This window comes from Gammaproteobacteria bacterium (genome assembly GCA_029881255.1).
Classification (GTDB): domain Bacteria; phylum Pseudomonadota; class Gammaproteobacteria; order S012-40; family S012-40; genus JAOUMY01.
The window spans coordinates 18,859-34,490 of the sequence record JAOUMY010000018.1; the positions used below are offsets into that span (position 1 = coordinate 18,859).

Consider the following 15,632-nt stretch of genomic DNA (forward strand, 5'->3'; position numbering starts at 1 on the left):
ATTACTTCCTCAACAGCAGGGAAGTTGAACGACTGTCTTTACCAAAATCGACGTCCTGGGAAAAATCGTCTCTCAATTTACGTGTCAGTTCTTCAATGTGAAGCGACTCAAGATCGAACACCTCAGACCTGAAGACCAAAAAGAAGCGCTCAAAGGTCGGGGCATTATCCAGCTCATAGGCATGATTCAGCGCCACCGACTCTCCCACCTCAATAAATAGCGCACGGCCATTATGGGAAAGATGCTCCGTAAGCACCCCGTTACCATCGATGGAAAAGACCAGGCCATAACCACTCTGTGCCACCGAATAGCGCAACTGTACAACATCGCCCTGAGACACCTTCGCACCATTCTCCAATATTTCCTGGCCCGCCTCGGTCTTGCGATACAAACTGAGTGTCAGTTCATCTCCCTTCATGCGTTCTATTGGGATACCATCAATCAGCTGACCATTTTGTACATGCTGTTGCACTGCGTCGGGCTGCATCAGAAGAAAGGCAAAAGTGGCGACCATTAATACCGGTAAAGCGTACGCGAGCCGCGACCACGCCAGCACCGGTCGAACACTATCAGGATTTTTCGGCTTACGCTTGAGTCGTATTTCAATTCGGCTTCCCGAATTTTGCTTTTGTCGCTCCGCCTGCTTCCTCTGAATCTGCTGCGCCATGTACTCCGGCGTATATTGGTCAAGTATTTCATCACTCGACTCTTGCAACTGTTCTACGCGCTCGCGCAATTCTGCATCGGACGTGATTTGAATCCGAATTTCCGTGGTACGTTTTTCGTCGAGTTCACCGAGCATGTATTGCTCGAGATCGAGATCGGTCCAGGATTTTCCTGTCTTGGCGTTCACACTCTGCCCTCCAGTTCATTGACCTGAGCCTTGAGTTGGCGTAGTCGTTTTCTCACTCCGGAAACTGACATACCGACTGCTCTGGCAGTGTCTTCGAGGGTATAGCCGTCATGCAGATGCAAGGTCGCAATCGTGCGCGTGGACTCGGGATGACGATCAAAAATTCGGTTCAGCATCATGTTGGCTATTATCCCCTGTTCCGGTTCTTCCAGTACGGCTATCCTTTCCAACACTCCTTCCTGTTCGTCGAGGGAATCGGCACTCTTGCGCCGATGACTGCGGATGATGTTGAGACATATATTGGTGGCCATGGTGTATAACAGCGAAGAAAGTCCCTGGTCTTCCAGGCTGTCCCGCTTTTCCAGCAGATTGACGAACACATCCTGCATGGCCTCGACCGCGTGCGCCTCGTTTTCCAATAGCTGGCGGCAACGGCGCAATACCATAGGGCCGTATTTCCGATATAAGGACTCTACATCCAGCGCCAATTCATTCTCCTCGTCGGTTTCAATATGAAACACCGCGACAAAGCCAAAGTGTCACTCTTTTTTAGCATTTAAAAAACATAAGCTTACGCTTGATTGATAGGCAGTGTAAACGCAGCTTCAACTCATATCCAGTACCAGCAGCCGCGTAAAAACCCACCACTACATAGTCCACCGAAAAACAAAAGTAACACTTTGTGACACCCGAGGTGTTTCATCCGGTAAATCCACCGAGAAAACGGGGTGTAATACCATGTATCAACGAGTAATCGCGCTAATTGTACTCATTCTTTTTCCTGTTGCCGGACTGCCTGCAGCCTTGCAAATTCAAGTATTGCAAAAAGGCAGCGGCGATCCGGTTGCCAATGCGACAGTGGTGGACGCCACCAGCGGAGAGTTTGCCGAAACCGATGAACAGGGACTCGCGAGTCTCGACGACATCCAGTTGCCAGGGGAATTCAAGATTCTCAACCCCGGCTACCAAACCCTGTTGACGCGACTGGAAACAAAAAACATCGACCAAAAAACCGGTCGTGTACGCATCTATCTTGAACCGCTGGCCTTCGAAGGCGAGGCCCTGGTGATTACCGCTGATCGCGTGCGCGAAAAAACATCCAAGGTAGTACTTGATGTCGAAGAGCTGCGTCGCGCACCGGGCACTCAGGGCGATCCACTCAAGGCCATCCAGTCGCTTCCCGGTGTTGTTACAGCGCAGGAAGGGACGGGGCTGATGTATGTTCGCGGCAGTGAACCCAACCAGAGTATTGTGTGGGCCAACCGCGGCCGACTCGGCTATCTCTATCACTTCGGCGGACTGCATTCGACAATCAGTCCGCAACTGGTGCAAGACTTCAATATGTTTCTCGGTGGTTTCCCGGTGGAGTACGGTGATGCCATGGGTGGCGCGCTCGACATTACCTTGCGCAAACCGCGTAACGACAGACTGCACCAGAGTTATTCCTTCGGCACGTATGAATCGTCACTGGTATGGGAAGGGCCTTTGCTGAAAAAAAACGGTGCCGACAGCGGTTATTTTTCGGCGCGACGCAGCTATGTAGATGCGCTACTGAACCCGCAACAGTTTACCGACTTTGCGGGCATGGGTGATGAAGGCGACGCAATAACAACAGTGCCCGTGTTTCACGATATTAATGCGGTCTGGCATCACCAGCTCGAAAAGGGTGACGTGCGTTTGCAATATTTTCGTGCTGCAGACTCTATAACGATCAACTTAAACTCGGTTGCTGATACTGACCCCGAGCTAGTGGGTAGTTTGTCCAGCGCCATGGACTACGACAGCCTGAGTCTGGTGTGGATGCAAAACTGGACGCCGCGTCTCAAGACTGCCTCGTCACTCTACGCGCTCAAGATGCATCAAGAGATTAGTATGGGCAGCGATCCGGTTTCGGGTACGCCGTACCGCATGAATATCGATGAACTGGATTATGTGTGGCAGCCGGAAATTAGCTATACGTTTGCCGAAAATCAGGAACTGGTACTCGGTGCCGAAGGTGTTCTGGCTAACACACCCGTCGATGCCTATATCGCGCGTCCACCGCAACTCAGTGAGCAAGATTACAATCTGACCTCGATGGAAAAGTTTCGCATCGACCGCACCTATAAAACCGGCATCGGCGCCTTGTATGCGAAATGGTATGGCACGTTCTTCGATCGCCTCAAACTGCAATTAGGCGGACGAGTCACGCACCTGCGATCGAACGCACGAGAACCTGAATCGATATTTTCGCCGCGCTCTTCATTCGAACTTGATCTATCGAAAGCCACTACGTTGACCGGTGCTTGGGGAAGGTATGGCCAGTTCCCGGATGGCGTGCAATGGGTGGAAGATGCCGGTAATCCGCGCTTACACGAGACACGTTCCGAACATCGCATACTCGGATTGCGTCACCGTGTGAATGAGTTGTGGAATATGCAGATCGAAGGCTATCACATCCCGATGTGGGATTTGATCAAGATCAATAACAATCAATCACCGCCAGACAATTACAGTAATGACGGCATCGGTCAATCCTACGGCTTCGATGTCCTGGTCAAACGTGAAAGCAGTGGCGGCACTATGGGCTGGCTGAGTTATTCATATCTCAGAACAGAACGCACCTTCGACGGTGTGACACTGCCCTATGATGGCGATCAACGTCATAGTCTTACCGCGGTGTGGAGTCAAAAACTGCCGGGCTTTATGAACAAGTGGAGTCTTGGTCTGCGTTCACGTCTCTATTCCGGAAAACCGTATACACCTGTGCTTACACGCACCGCGCTGTGCAGTGGCGGAAGCGGCGTGGCCGATTGTGCCGATCAGAGTCTCGGCTCGGACAACCCAGACTTCGCCTACTGGCGCGCCGACTATGCGCAGAAAAACAGCTCACGTCTGCCTCTGTTTTATCAACTCGACCTGAGACTGGATCGTCATTTCCTGTTCAACAACTGGAAGATGAATATGTATATCGACATTTTGAATGTGCTCAACACGAAAAACGTCACCGGCTATGACTACGGCAGTCGTTTTGAAAACATCGACACGCCGAAAAAGATTACCTCCGCGCCGATACTTCCGTCCTTCGGACTGGAAATCGAAATCTAGTATTGAATCTTCGCGCAGCATACAAAGGAGTATTGCAATGAATTTCTATTACAGTTTTATGGCATTCATGGACAAAGGCGGACCGGTGATGTGGGTGATATTCGTCACCGCCTGGGTCGCACTGGTGATGCTGGTGGAACGTTCGCTACGCATACACAGGTGGTATCAGAGCGCGCAACGGGATCAATTGGCGATGGACAAAAACAAAGATTATCGCCCCGTGTTGAACGGCTCACGGCAGCACAGTCCGATCGCTGTATTGGTAGATCGCGTTGACTGGAAAGACGTCAGAGACCAGGACGACATCGCCAAACAACTAAGCGTGCAACTGTCAGAAATTCTGCCGCGCCTGGAAGGCTCGTTACCGACGATTGCAATTATTGGTGGACTGTTACCGATGCTCGGACTACTCGGCACGGTGACGGGAATGATTAGCGTCTTCGAAGTCATCGCCTTACACGGCACCGGAGATCCACAAGAAATGGCACACGGAATTTCGCAGGCGCTGCTCACCACCGCAAGCGGACTGGTGATCGCCATACCCGTAATCTTCGCGCACCATCTCATTGTAAGAAAGCTGCGCGTCGTGCTTTCCATAACTGAACAGAGCATGCACGTCATCTATGCACAGGGTATCAAAGAGAGAGCAACGGCATGAGTGCAGCGAAAAACAATCCGTTCACGATGCCAGAGATAAACACCGGCAACCCGGAAATCTCCATGGCGCCGCTCATCGATGTGGTATTTCTGTTATTGATTTTCTTCATGGTGACCACGGTCTTTCCGGAAAACCGTGGCCTGCTCATAGACAAACCCGCATCCGCGCATAGCGAACCATTGGCGATGAAGAAAATCGTTTTTCAGATCGACAAAAACGGACAGGTGTTTTTTCAGGATCGCCACGTGGAAACTGCTGACGTCGAAAGACTGGTAAGAGAACAACTAAACGCGGCGCCAGACACGGCCGTATTGATGAATGTAGACAAACAGGCTACAACCGAAATCTTTATCCAGGTAATGGACGCCTGCAAACTCGGTGGTGCTAAACAGGTCGGAATTGCAACCAATGACGCTGATCGAACAAAACAATCATAGCTATTGGCTAACCGCGCTTTTTGTAGGCAGCATCCTAAACCTCTTTTTGTTCGCTGTACTGCCTGCGCTAGGTAGCAATGAAAAAATGCCCGAGCCCAAAGTAATCACACTGGACTTTATTACCTGGCAGGAACCGGTTAAACAGATGCCGGCTGAAATCCCCAAGCCAAAAAAGACGCCGCCAAACCCGCGGCCTAAACCTAAGCCGGAAAAACCGAAACCGATTGCGCCACCTAAGCCAGCACCTATACAAAAACCGGTGCTCACCGACGCGATTGAGCCTGCCCAGGAACAGGTACAAGCGGAACCAATAGAGGAAGTCGTCGAGAACGACACACAAGACAGCGTGCCCGTGCCCGTACCACTTTTTCAGGTAACAACACTGCCGCGTGTCGTTCACTGGCAGGCGCCGGTTTATCCCACGCAAATGAAAGCCCTGGGACGTGAGGCGACCGTGAAGATAGAAATACTGATCGACAAACAAGGCAAGATCCGTCAGGCAGAGGTCATCAACTCCGGCGGTGCAGATTTCGACATTGCCGCACTCGACAGTGTTCGTCATTCGACTTTCATGCCAGCCAATGTTGATGGTGTGGCGGTGGCCGTCCGTTATCGAATTCCGATACGGTTTCGCTTGAATTAGACACAAGGTACATAAGCGGCATATCGACAACCGACTAAAGCATCATTTCATCTATATATTTATTGCTGGACGATCGTAGCTCACAGTCTCTAAATATCTTCTTCACAGAAAATATATGCCAAGGCAAATCTTTTATCCATGTACTAAACTGCGAATTGACCAGCCATGACGAAGTATGTCAACTTGGATTATTGGTTGAATTTCCATTCTCATTTTAAAATTCAGAAATAATCACGGTGAAGACCCTTCTTAATCGAATTGTTTGTCTATATTTTTAAAGGTTTCTTCTACTCATTTAGTTTTTTATTCGAGTTAATATTTTCGCTTTTTGTACACCTTATAAAAATTTAAAACTACAGAAATTCGAAAATGAAAACCACGAAAATACAAAATTGATATATACGAAAACTTTATATTGGCACTACCAATCCCGGATTATCTTCTGACGGGTAATACGCTTCATACTTATATTTGTTTATATACTTTGGTTTTTTCCATATTTTGTTTGTTGTTGAAAGGTAATTAAAATAGAGTTTAACAGGCTTTCTGTTTGATTTTATAACTCTCGCAATAGTTTCAACATCCGGATGAGAGTGCCTACTACCGTTTGTCGAAAATAAGTATTTTTGGCAATTTATTAGCTTAAGTAGTTCCATACTCGTATTCGACTTACTTCCATGATGTGACACCTTCAGTGCATCAATATTGAGTGTCTCTGCCCCCGTTTGTTCAAGCACCTTTTTTATTGAGCTTTCCAAAACATGAGAATGGGCATCACCACTAAAAATAATTCGCTTTACTCGGTTGTCATCGTATATATCCGTATATTCTGCGAGAAAGGCAATACTGCTGCCATTAGGGGCAGTGCTGTCCGGTTCGAAAGTCCCTCTGGCCAGTTGTTCAATATCTGGCTCCCCGAGCACATCGGGCTGAAGTGCAGTTGGAGTTTCCTCCAGCATCTCATCTAAAGTCTGCTCCTTTAGTAGAGAGTCGAGATCTTTATTCCATTTGTTTAGTAGATCATCCAGTTGTTCGCCTCCGGGAGAAAGTAAGGTAATAATCAATCCACCGGGAAGCTTTACTGGATCTACATGCTCAACATCTTGTAAATATATTGCCCGATTTCCATACTGAGAATTCCAACTAAATCCCTTATCCTCAATATATTTTGTAAAATATTCCGCTTGGCGAGCACCCAACGTATCGTCGATCATTTCACGTCCATTGAACCAGATTTCACTTATATGGTCCGTCGTAACGCGTTTGTCTGCAATAAACGGCACTGCACCCGCAATATGATCTCCATCAATATGCGTAAGAACCAGAAGCTCAAACGTGATATCTGGATTCTTATCAATTCGATCCATAATGAGCCTGTATGTTGATTTATATCCACAGTCAATTAGAATTCTGTTAGGATTTTTTGGATTTCCATACTCTATCCAAAGTGCATCACCTTCTCTTGCGGGTAACATTTCAATAGTAAACATGAATTATACTCCCGATTGCCCAACAACTTCCCAGTCCGCGTCGCCCAATGCCGTTAATGCCATAACCATTGGCGTACCTTTTTCAAGCATACGACATCGTACATTTCTCAAAACACTTCCAAAGGGAGTTGAACTAGGTAGATTTGCTAATTCTTCGATTATCTCCGCTGCGAGAGGAGCAGCCTGGCGCCCCAGTATTCGCGCAATTGTGCTGACAACGATTACCGCGCCCTCCGTATGAAAACGAAACGCGATATTTTCATAACTAATATCAGCCAGAGACGTCTCACAGCCGATTAAAAGAAATACTGGATGCGTTAGTTGCGGTACATGAGCAGTTTTGATCAGATCGCTGTTGAGATTCGGTGGCTGACCAATATCGAGCTCGGGTGTACCGTAGTCATCTTCCTCCTGATGCACAATTAAAGTCAGCAAAGACGGATTAATATCTGCAACCGCACCTTTCCACTCATCCCAGTTGTGAACTTCCCGAAACTTGCCAACTACAGCCTTAATCCGTTCAATCATCTTCTTGGTTGCATCTGGGTCCGACGGAGGATTCGCTTTGTCTGTTGCACCGACAACAGCTGAGACAGTCGGATTAAGAATTCTATCGCCTAAAAGAACTGGCTCAGAGATCACTCTTGCGTCTCCATTAATATCTTCCTCATCAGGTCTGTGCGCACGACGTTCAATAATGCATCGAATCCCCCAAAAAGCTACTGGACAAATAATTTGATCTTCCGGTTGATCAGGACAACCTCCTGGACATCGACCGCTGTCTAGTGAATCATTTCTCGCAAATTCCAAGGCCCTTGCAGCATTGACACATAATGCAGCGGTTGGCTCGGGAGCTGGAAAGTCGTAAAAGAATTCGATAGGGAGGACTTTTGTCGGATCAGCAATAATGAGTTGTATATGCGAAACATTTGATAGATTGAAGCCCTGAACCGTCTGGAGGTACTTACGAAACGAGGCACCTTTTTGAGCAAGACGGCGCAACAATTTGGTACTTCCGGACGCGAACAGGCCACTAAAATCATCTGGATTTTCCGTTATTTGTCCTATAGATGCACCAATGATTTTTATAAGACCTTGTATATCCTGATGGTCCCATTTCAGTACCGCGGCCTGGCTTCCCCCTGAGAGATGTACTTGAGACAGACCAGCGATATCATTGACAACCATTGCTAAATCAAAATTTAAACGTTCATCAAGTCCGTTTAATACTCTTCTTGGCACAGCATCGAGAACAAAAGAGTACTCACACGATTTACGTCCTACTGGGGCAATTAATATCCCGGTCTGCAATACTCGATTCTTATGTAGTAGAGTTATACGCGCGTGAAGTTCAACAATTCTGGCAGGCGTGTGGATAGAAAATCGACATACCTCACTATCGCCAACTGATGGCAAGTCTATGTGTTGAACCTGAGGAGCTTCGCTTACATTCTGCTCCCAGAATACGACTGTCAGTTGATGAGACCGACCATCGTCAAGTGGTTGTAATTTTGGAAATGCTTCAACACTCGCCAAATATTCTGAATTTCGAGCTCCCACAAAAACAAGTACTTCATACGGTTTATTTCGAACCAGAGGCTTATCGGTAACCGGGCTGTCTTTCCCCGGCATGGATATACCTGCTTGAAGGTAACGAGGGACGTTACTCTTGTCGTCATCCTGCTGAAGTTGCATTACTGTATGCCCAATAGCACTCGCCTCATCCGACTCGCGCAAAAAGCCATAATCCAGATGAACTTTTTCGATTTCCCGCCCCGCTTCTTCCCGAAGAAGAGTAGACTTCGGCAGACGCAAGAGCATAGCCGAAGAATTATCGATGGTAATCGACCTTGAGGCATTCTCCGGACGTTGCAAAATTTTTCCCAAGGTATGAACTCGATCTGAGATCCGTGACTTCGCAATAAGCCTCTCATCGATCACCAGCAAACCATTGCCTCCCGATACCTCAGTAAACGCACAATCTATTGGAAGATTGTGCGACAGCACCTCTATCGCCTTGATCAGATTTTCTGCACCAGATGCAGGATTCGTCGCATTAATTAGGTATGCACCATTGGCTTCTACCCCTCGGAAAAGAGGCGACAGATCTTCATAACGCATACCAGGATCTATTGGTTGACTAATGCACAAATATAAAAGGTCGGCGGATACGCCTCCCAGTCTTAAAGATTCCCTTGATAATTCTTCAACTACGTGACTGAGACTTAATCCTTCGCAAACAAGAATATCGCACTCTGTATGGCGCCTGTTCAATTCTAAGACTTTATAAACGCAACCATTCCATCTATCCATTCCCTGGAGTGAATGACCAATGCCCCATCCAACAGGATGAGAAAAGTAGCCAATTCTAATTGGCCAGCGAAATCTTGGAATAGTCTTGGGTGCCGGCATAGAAACGAAATACGACCAGTGATCAATACCTGGTGTAACTTGGCTTGTGTGCTGTTTTAAATAAATCCAGAACGCAATAGGGTCTATCTGTCCTGAACATTTCAGAGATATTCGCCTCTCATAAATTTGTGCTTTTCTTACTATAGCTACTAAAGTTTCGGATCGAAGTTTTGATGACCAACTACCCGCCTCTATTGGCAACGAATCCACAAACCAGCTAAGTACATTTTCCCTATTATTTTCTAGGAGAGACAATAGGCCGTTCTCTTGCTCAGACGTGGAAAGTCCAATTCTTAACTCTTCCGGCACCAATCCCAAAGCAAGAATTGCTATCGCTAGATCTGACTCAGAAAGTTGCGCACCCCAAGTTCCCAATATTCCTCGCATGGACATACCTCCCTACATTTTTCTCGAGCAAATCGATTTACCCCAATTAACCACGAGAAAGCTATACACACGGTTTTCCTCTTACTATTCGTGTGGTATTGACAGTTTTGGCATTGGGACTTTTCTCGAGATAGACTCCAAGATTCTCCGGCGAATAATGGCTAGCACTGTGATGCATACGATCAATACAGGTTTGGTGTAGTACCTCGCAACTGTCAGTATATTGACCGATCTTCCTCGTGATTGGCCCCATTACTCTATACATAGTCGTCATCGAATCGTTTAAGACTGAATTGAAGCACGGACGAAAATATTGAATATAATTATTATCCACTTCAAGACCAAGTACCTCTGCATGTTCTACTATCCAATGTAAAGATTCATTAGCCAAGCCATCCGGGTCATAGCTTCCACCCACATTGCTATGAACACCAGGAAACCAGGCTTGGACTAGCTGCCCACTCCAGTCAGCGGGGCGCCTCCAGATATCTGGAACGAACGGCTTTCTTTTTTCATCTACTGCGATGGCGTGTATTGCATTTTCAATTTTCGAATGTAAACCTACGGCATGGTATTGGTATTTTTTCTTGTTGAATATTTGTCCAAGCAAACCAGGAGCACCTAACGCGCCAACTGTATCCCAAACACCGATCATGCGGATTAACGGACAAGGGCGTGTTCCCTTGACTTTTCGAAATGCCTTCTTCCACTGAGGTGAATCGGGTCCATCATTTCTTTCATAGCAGGCATATATTTCCGGAACATAATAGTCGTCATCCTTTTCGATAAGACCGATTTTATACATGAATCCAGCAAGGCTACGTACAGTAAAGGCGCCACGACTAAACCCAAAGAAATAAAGTTCATCATCTTGCTCATAGTTATAAACGATGAAGCGGTATAGATTGCGAATATTCTCCTCGATTCCATGACCAAAGGCTCCGCCCGTAAATCGATCAGTAAATCCCCCCGTACCTATACCGTCATGATAGTAAACTATCTGGTCTACACCTTGACTTGACCGAGGCTTGATAGCACGCGCTAGTTTAGTTACGTTTGTTGGGCGTCTTTTTCCAGTCTTCTTGTCGATCTGATCGCGAATATTCCAAGTACCATCAGCACAGATAACTATTCTTTTCATATCAAGCACTCCTTGCACAGCATCTATTCAATATATAATGCTGAACAAACGAAAACAATTCATATTGTTATGCCATCGTTTCATTCCCTATCGCTACAATCGGATATTAATTTGAGACATCGCAGATCAACTGCAATAGCCTGATGACATCTGCAATTTAGTGTATGTAGATTGTAGTAACGCGAATATGTAACTGGTAACTAACTTCAGCATTGAAATGTGTACAAATTGAATTGTTAAGCACCAACCGACAACACACGAAAATAATATAGCCGAAAGTTTTACTGTCACTCCCATCTGCCAAAATCAAACACGCTGCAATATGCGAGTGAAAACGGTAATGCAATGGTTGATATCTGGTCTTGTTCGCTCTATGGAAACTGTGCTGATATAAAAATGGATACCTTGTTTACATGCTTTTGCATCTAGTTATCCTCTGAAGGATGCCATTGAGGTGTCAATACAAGCTGACTCTCTACGAGTTGTCATGTGTCAACCTCTGCGCAGCATTTTGCTTATTGATTGACCCAGTATTTAGATCCTGGGGTTTCGCAATCCCACCACAGTAGGGCTTACTTATCTACAAAAAGGATCTTGGGCTTGCCCTTGTCCCACTTTGTTTCAAAATATAAATCTGAGAAACTGGTCAACATATTTCATGTATCTTTTTCATTTATAAAGACCTATTTCCCTATATTTCCGGCATTTTTTGACGATAAATATTCTAGCAAATACTGCTAGGAGATTTAGAATGAGTATGAAAATTAGAGGCAAAGTAGTTGCCGAGATGTCGCTTATCCAATTAGAAGGTTGGGCTGGTCACCCTGGTAAGGCCGGTGAACACGCCAGAGCAGAAATCAAGAGACGGACAGGCAAAGAGATCGCACGTCCGCCAAAAGGAACAAAGGCTCCTAAGTTCGAAACCCCAGTTGCGAACGACGACGCGAAAGAAGAAGCCGCCTAATTATTGTTCCAAAAAAAATCCCTCTTCCTTTGGAAGAGGGATTTTTTTATTAGAGCTTTCAATCCTCACCCGGCCTGTTGTATCGGGGAGCTTTCCACAGGCAAGTTTGCATCCATCCAATCCTGCTTGCCTTCCGTAATTTCGCCTTTCGTTAGTAGTTGAAACATTATCATTTGCATCCACGTCGTTCCTGATATTTCTTAGGAACATTTAAATATATCAGTTGGCCGATCAGACAATTCCTCAAGCATATTCGTTTTCCTATTGATTGACGAAAACTGGTATAATTTTCTCACGATCTGATTCTTTACAACTGCTAACATCGTATAATTCCTCGTTCTACTATCGGTGTTTAGCCCACTATACGCAAGCATAGGATAGCAATCTTTGCTTACCTTACGAACACACAATTGGCATTAATGTATTTTCTCTACACTAATCTCTGGAGGGCTCTTCGCTGTCTCATCGATCCAAGTCGCAGTGTCGAGTTTAAGGTATTTATCAAAGAACTGTCTTATGCTCTCTGAAAGTAACTCATGCACACGGTAGGCATTTAAATCACTATTGCCAATCCGAGAATCCGGAAAATCCCACTGATCTTGCAGACGTGCCCCATCTCCGAACGACGAATGGGTAAAATCTTTAAAGCGTAAAAGATAGGTATCATCATGCATCGTTGCGAATAATTGTTCACCATCGAACATATGTTCTATCAACGTATCGTCTCTAACGAACAATGCAAACGGTTTTGAAAGATTTGTATCATCACTATGGAAAATCGTTCCATCCATATCGACTCCCGCTTTCACTCGATCATCCTGTACCGCAGTATGATACGAAGTCGCACCACCATAAGAATGACCGAATACTCCTATCTGATTCATTGAAACACGAGAAAACAAAAAACTGCTTGGATCCCGGTTCATCGATTCAATTTCATCCAATACAAAGCGTTGATCTTTAATCCAAATAGGCCCATGTGCCCCAAAGTCATTCTTTGGTAGACTAACAGCTGGCCGAAACTTACCGTCAGAATGCACGTGCGCTATGCCGTAGGGGTGTATAATCGAGACAACTATATAGCCGTGACTTGCAATGTCAGCTATCCATGCGGGATTCAAGCCCTGAATAAATTCCAATTCGTACCCATCTGCGCTTACGATCTCCTGCCATAAGGCATGTGCCCCGTGCCCATGGGAATAGACTAACAGGGGGTAAGCGTCTAACCGGTTATCGATTTCAGCATTTAAATAAACATTCCAAAAGGCATTATCGAAATTTCTGTACGCTATGTCAGGAGAGACACCACCAAGTCTGAAAGCAAATTGTTCCTTCTCAAAGTCGTTTACAACTTTGAATTTAGGAAGAGACTCATCAAGAACCGCTGGAAAATGGACACGTATAAAAATAGAGCGCTTGCCACCCACTTCCTTTGCCAAGGTCTCATCCCTGGATTCGTCCTCAAGCCAAAAGTCTCTTACACCGACAGCATGTTTCCCACTCCAGATGGGGCTTTCAAACGGGCTATCAATTCGAGATGAGGTACGAGCTAGCTCTCCCTCTACCTCTACCTCCACACTATCGCAGGAAAATATAATTATCGAAAATGACAATAGAACAATATTACTTAACTGAAACCTGACAAATAGACTGTTCCACAACAAAATCCGCGCATATGCCAGGCAACCAGCTTTGTAACACATAAAACATGTTCTCCCACTTTTACTGCTTGTTATCGTTAGTTCCTTTACCCCTGAAAAATACAAATAGACTGAAACAATTCCTCGAAAAACAAACCAGTTCAATGCGTAATCAACTTCTTGTATGAAATAGGCAAATCTACTTCTCTTATATTCTTGCCTGGAACAATATTTCTTATTCGTACTGAATATTTCTGTTCTTTTTCCCCGCAATCCATTTTTGCGAGAGACATTTTGTGTATATTGCTGTACTGAATCTGCCAAAAATGCCAACGCTCCGCCTTATCATAAATTTTTGGAGAGAACTCTATGCTTATACTTCCATGTCGACAAATGGAAAAACTAAACAAATCCAGTGGCATTGACAACCCCTTTCCACAGGCCTTAATATAGGACTCCTTTAACGTCCAGAGGTCAAAAAACCTTTCGGTTTGTTTATCAAATGGTAATGCGGTAAGTTGTTCGCGTTCTATAGGCGAAAAATAACTGTTTACAATATTTGGAATATCCTCTACTTCTTTTATCTTCTCAACATCCACGCCTACTTCGCCTCCAAGCGTAATTGCTGCCACAGTTAGCTCATCCGTATGGGAAAGATTAAATTTAAGAGGTATTTTCAGATTACTATTGCTAGCGTACGGCTTTCCATATTCATTTTTTTCGAATTCCCATTGTTCTGGTGCAATATCGCGCGCATACTGAGACAATACTGTTCGAATCATCGCACGAGTAACTAAGTATTGATTCCTGTGTTTTTCAAAGAAAAATCTATCATGTTGCTCACGTTCATCAGCGCTCAACATATCATAGTAACCCGATAGCAGGTTAAATTCTTTTACCTGTTCACTGCGGCAAATCCAAAGATGAATTTCACTACTCGCAACCCTCATTTCTACTTCCTGCACTTCTGAGCAACCTATTTTATCCCGGTCACCCATTTAGTCTCGATCACAGGATCGCTCTCAAGTGGTTTGAGATGAAGCATATATGATGAATTCACATACTAACTAGGAATGACACACTTCTCTATTCGTGACGTGGGGTGCCGACGCAACCTTAACACGTCCATTCGCCGATCTAATTCTTTCCAGACAAACGCTTGCAAGTATTTCTAATGGATCAATAATATCTTTTTCGCGATCTTTCATCTTGCCAAATGCAAGTGACAACTCAGTACAACCTGCCAAAAACCTGATCCTATCATCTCTCGCCCTCATTTCAGAAATCACGTAACCAATATTACGCATAGCCTCGTTTGAGATATCAGGAACAGTTGCCTTAACGCCAAAGCGTTTATCGAAAATAGCCTCAGATATGAGCTTTTGTTCGCTTTCATTCGGATAGGATACCAAAATTCCCCGACGTCGAAAGCTTCTTCCATATAAATCATAATTCACTGTAGCATCGGTTGCCAAGATACCTATACTTGATATATCCCTACGACTTTGTTCTGATATAGTTCTTGTCGTTTGCTCTACGATACTTAAAATTGGCATATCGATCTGAGCTGCAATTTCATCATAGAAAATATGCGCAGTATTACATGTCATAACTCCAATAGTTGCCCCGGCCTCCCGTAGCTTCTTAAATCCATCTACGATCTCCACAATCACCGCATCTTTTGCTTTTGGAAATGAGGCAACTCTACATGGTACCTTTGTATTTGAGTATAGCAATGTTCTGGGATAGTCCTGATCACATTGGGCGGATTTATTCAACGCGATTAACCTATCTAGAAAATATACATCCGTATAGGGCCCCATTCCTCCTACTATTCCGAGCAATTCCTCATCCATTTTCATTTTCTCGCTCTAGCGCCTAACAATAAATTTTCAACTTACTCATAATAATCTCATTTCC

Annotated in this window: 13 protein-coding genes; 5 read left to right on the forward strand and 8 right to left on the reverse strand. The window is 45.2% G+C overall.

The features are described from left to right. Position 1: 1 nt before the first annotated feature. Complete coding sequence (locus OEZ43_20600; protein ID MDH5547985.1) at positions 2–853, reverse strand: hypothetical protein; 852 nt, start codon at positions 851–853, stop codon at positions 2–4. Then, entirely contained in the window at positions 850–1,374 is a 525-nt protein-coding gene (locus OEZ43_20605; GenBank protein ID MDH5547986.1) for an RNA polymerase sigma factor, read from the reverse strand. The genes OEZ43_20600 and OEZ43_20605 overlap by 4 nt, the downstream gene beginning before the upstream one ends. Before the next feature lie 217 nt (positions 1,375–1,591). On the opposite strand from OEZ43_20605, the gene OEZ43_20610 reads away from it, so the two are divergent. Genes OEZ43_20610 through OEZ43_20625 form a run of 4 tightly spaced genes read left to right on the forward strand, consistent with a single transcriptional unit; the run spans position 1,592 to position 5,678 of the window. Then, positions 1,592–3,940 (forward strand): hypothetical protein, encoded by a 2,349-nt coding sequence (locus tag OEZ43_20610; GenBank protein MDH5547987.1) that lies wholly within the window; start codon positions 1,592–1,594, stop codon positions 3,938–3,940. Positions 3,941–3,977: 37 nt separating this feature from the next. Then, positions 3,978–4,598, forward strand: coding sequence for a MotA/TolQ/ExbB proton channel family protein (locus OEZ43_20615; GenBank protein ID MDH5547988.1), 621 nt, complete (start codon positions 3,978–3,980; stop codon positions 4,596–4,598). Beyond that, the gene (locus tag OEZ43_20620; GenBank protein MDH5547989.1) at positions 4,595–5,035 is read left to right on the forward strand and encodes a biopolymer transporter ExbD; all 441 of its coding nucleotides are present in this window, start codon (positions 4,595–4,597) and stop codon (positions 5,033–5,035) included. Before OEZ43_20615 ends, OEZ43_20620 begins: the two co-directional genes overlap by 4 nt. Beyond that, positions 5,007–5,678, forward strand: a complete 672-nt coding sequence (locus OEZ43_20625; GenBank protein ID MDH5547990.1) for a TonB family protein — start codon at positions 5,007–5,009, stop codon at positions 5,676–5,678. The genes OEZ43_20620 and OEZ43_20625 overlap by 29 nt, the downstream gene beginning before the upstream one ends. A 410-nt stretch (positions 5,679–6,088) precedes the next feature. On the opposite strand, the gene OEZ43_20630 is transcribed toward OEZ43_20625, so the two are convergent. From OEZ43_20630 to OEZ43_20640, 3 genes are all read right to left on the reverse strand, one after another. Continuing rightward, on the reverse strand, positions 6,089–7,168 hold the full coding sequence (locus OEZ43_20630; GenBank protein MDH5547991.1) for an MBL fold metallo-hydrolase: 1,080 nt from the start codon (positions 7,166–7,168) through the stop codon (positions 6,089–6,091). 3 nt (positions 7,169–7,171) lie between these two features. After that, complete coding sequence (locus tag OEZ43_20635) at positions 7,172–9,289, reverse strand: hypothetical protein (protein MDH5547992.1); 2,118 nt, start codon at positions 9,287–9,289, stop codon at positions 7,172–7,174. Positions 9,290–10,028: 739 nt separating this feature from the next. Beyond that, on the reverse strand, positions 10,029–11,108 hold the full coding sequence (locus tag OEZ43_20640) for a DUF2235 domain-containing protein (protein MDH5547993.1): 1,080 nt from the start codon (positions 11,106–11,108) through the stop codon (positions 10,029–10,031). Positions 11,109–11,859: 751 nt separating this feature from the next. Between OEZ43_20640 and OEZ43_20645 the strand changes: the two genes are divergently transcribed. Continuing rightward, the gene (locus tag OEZ43_20645) at positions 11,860–12,072 is read left to right on the forward strand and encodes a hypothetical protein (protein ID MDH5547994.1); all 213 of its coding nucleotides are present in this window, start codon (positions 11,860–11,862) and stop codon (positions 12,070–12,072) included. A 416-nt stretch (positions 12,073–12,488) separates the two neighbouring features. Here OEZ43_20645 and OEZ43_20650 read toward each other — a convergent pair whose 3' ends face one another. From OEZ43_20650 to OEZ43_20660, 3 genes are all read right to left on the reverse strand, one after another. Next, the gene (locus OEZ43_20650) at positions 12,489–13,775 is read right to left on the reverse strand and encodes a hypothetical protein (protein ID MDH5547995.1); all 1,287 of its coding nucleotides are present in this window, start codon (positions 13,773–13,775) and stop codon (positions 12,489–12,491) included. Between the two features lie 98 nt (positions 13,776–13,873). Beyond that, on the reverse strand, positions 13,874–14,710 hold the full coding sequence (locus tag OEZ43_20655) for a 4'-phosphopantetheinyl transferase superfamily protein (protein MDH5547996.1): 837 nt from the start codon (positions 14,708–14,710) through the stop codon (positions 13,874–13,876). Between the two features lie 69 nt (positions 14,711–14,779). Continuing rightward, the gene (locus OEZ43_20660) at positions 14,780–15,568 is read right to left on the reverse strand and encodes an amino acid racemase (GenBank protein ID MDH5547997.1); all 789 of its coding nucleotides are present in this window, start codon (positions 15,566–15,568) and stop codon (positions 14,780–14,782) included. Between the last annotated feature and the right edge of the window lie 64 nt (positions 15,569–15,632).

What these genes read in the sequence shown, in the direction of transcription:
- OEZ43_20610 (MDH5547987.1), top strand. Translation starts at nt 1,592, where the DNA reads ATGTATCAACGAGTAATCGCGCTAATTGTACTCATTCTTTTTCCTGTT.
- OEZ43_20615 (MDH5547988.1), top strand. Translation starts at nt 3,978, where the DNA reads ATGAATTTCTATTACAGTTTTATGGCATTCATGGACAAAGGCGGACCG.
- OEZ43_20620 (MDH5547989.1), top strand. Translation starts at nt 4,595, where the DNA reads ATGAGTGCAGCGAAAAACAATCCGTTCACGATGCCAGAGATAAACACC.
- OEZ43_20625 (MDH5547990.1), top strand. Translation starts at nt 5,007, where the DNA reads ATGACGCTGATCGAACAAAACAATCATAGCTATTGGCTAACCGCGCTT.
- OEZ43_20630 (MDH5547991.1), bottom strand. Translation starts at nt 7,168, where the DNA reads ATGTTTACTATTGAAATGTTACCCGCAAGAGAAGGTGATGCACTTTGG.
- OEZ43_20635 (MDH5547992.1), bottom strand. Translation starts at nt 9,289, where the DNA reads ATGCGTTATGAAGATCTGTCGCCTCTTTTCCGAGGGGTAGAAGCCAAT.
- OEZ43_20640 (MDH5547993.1), bottom strand. Translation starts at nt 11,108, where the DNA reads ATGAAAAGAATAGTTATCTGTGCTGATGGTACTTGGAATATTCGCGAT.
- OEZ43_20645 (MDH5547994.1), top strand. Translation starts at nt 11,860, where the DNA reads ATGAGTATGAAAATTAGAGGCAAAGTAGTTGCCGAGATGTCGCTTATC.
- OEZ43_20650 (MDH5547995.1), bottom strand. Translation starts at nt 13,775, where the DNA reads ATGTGTTACAAAGCTGGTTGCCTGGCATATGCGCGGATTTTGTTGTGG.
- OEZ43_20655 (MDH5547996.1), bottom strand. Translation starts at nt 14,710, where the DNA reads ATGGGTGACCGGGATAAAATAGGTTGCTCAGAAGTGCAGGAAGTAGAA.
- OEZ43_20660 (MDH5547997.1), bottom strand. Translation starts at nt 15,568, where the DNA reads ATGGATGAGGAATTGCTCGGAATAGTAGGAGGAATGGGGCCCTATACG.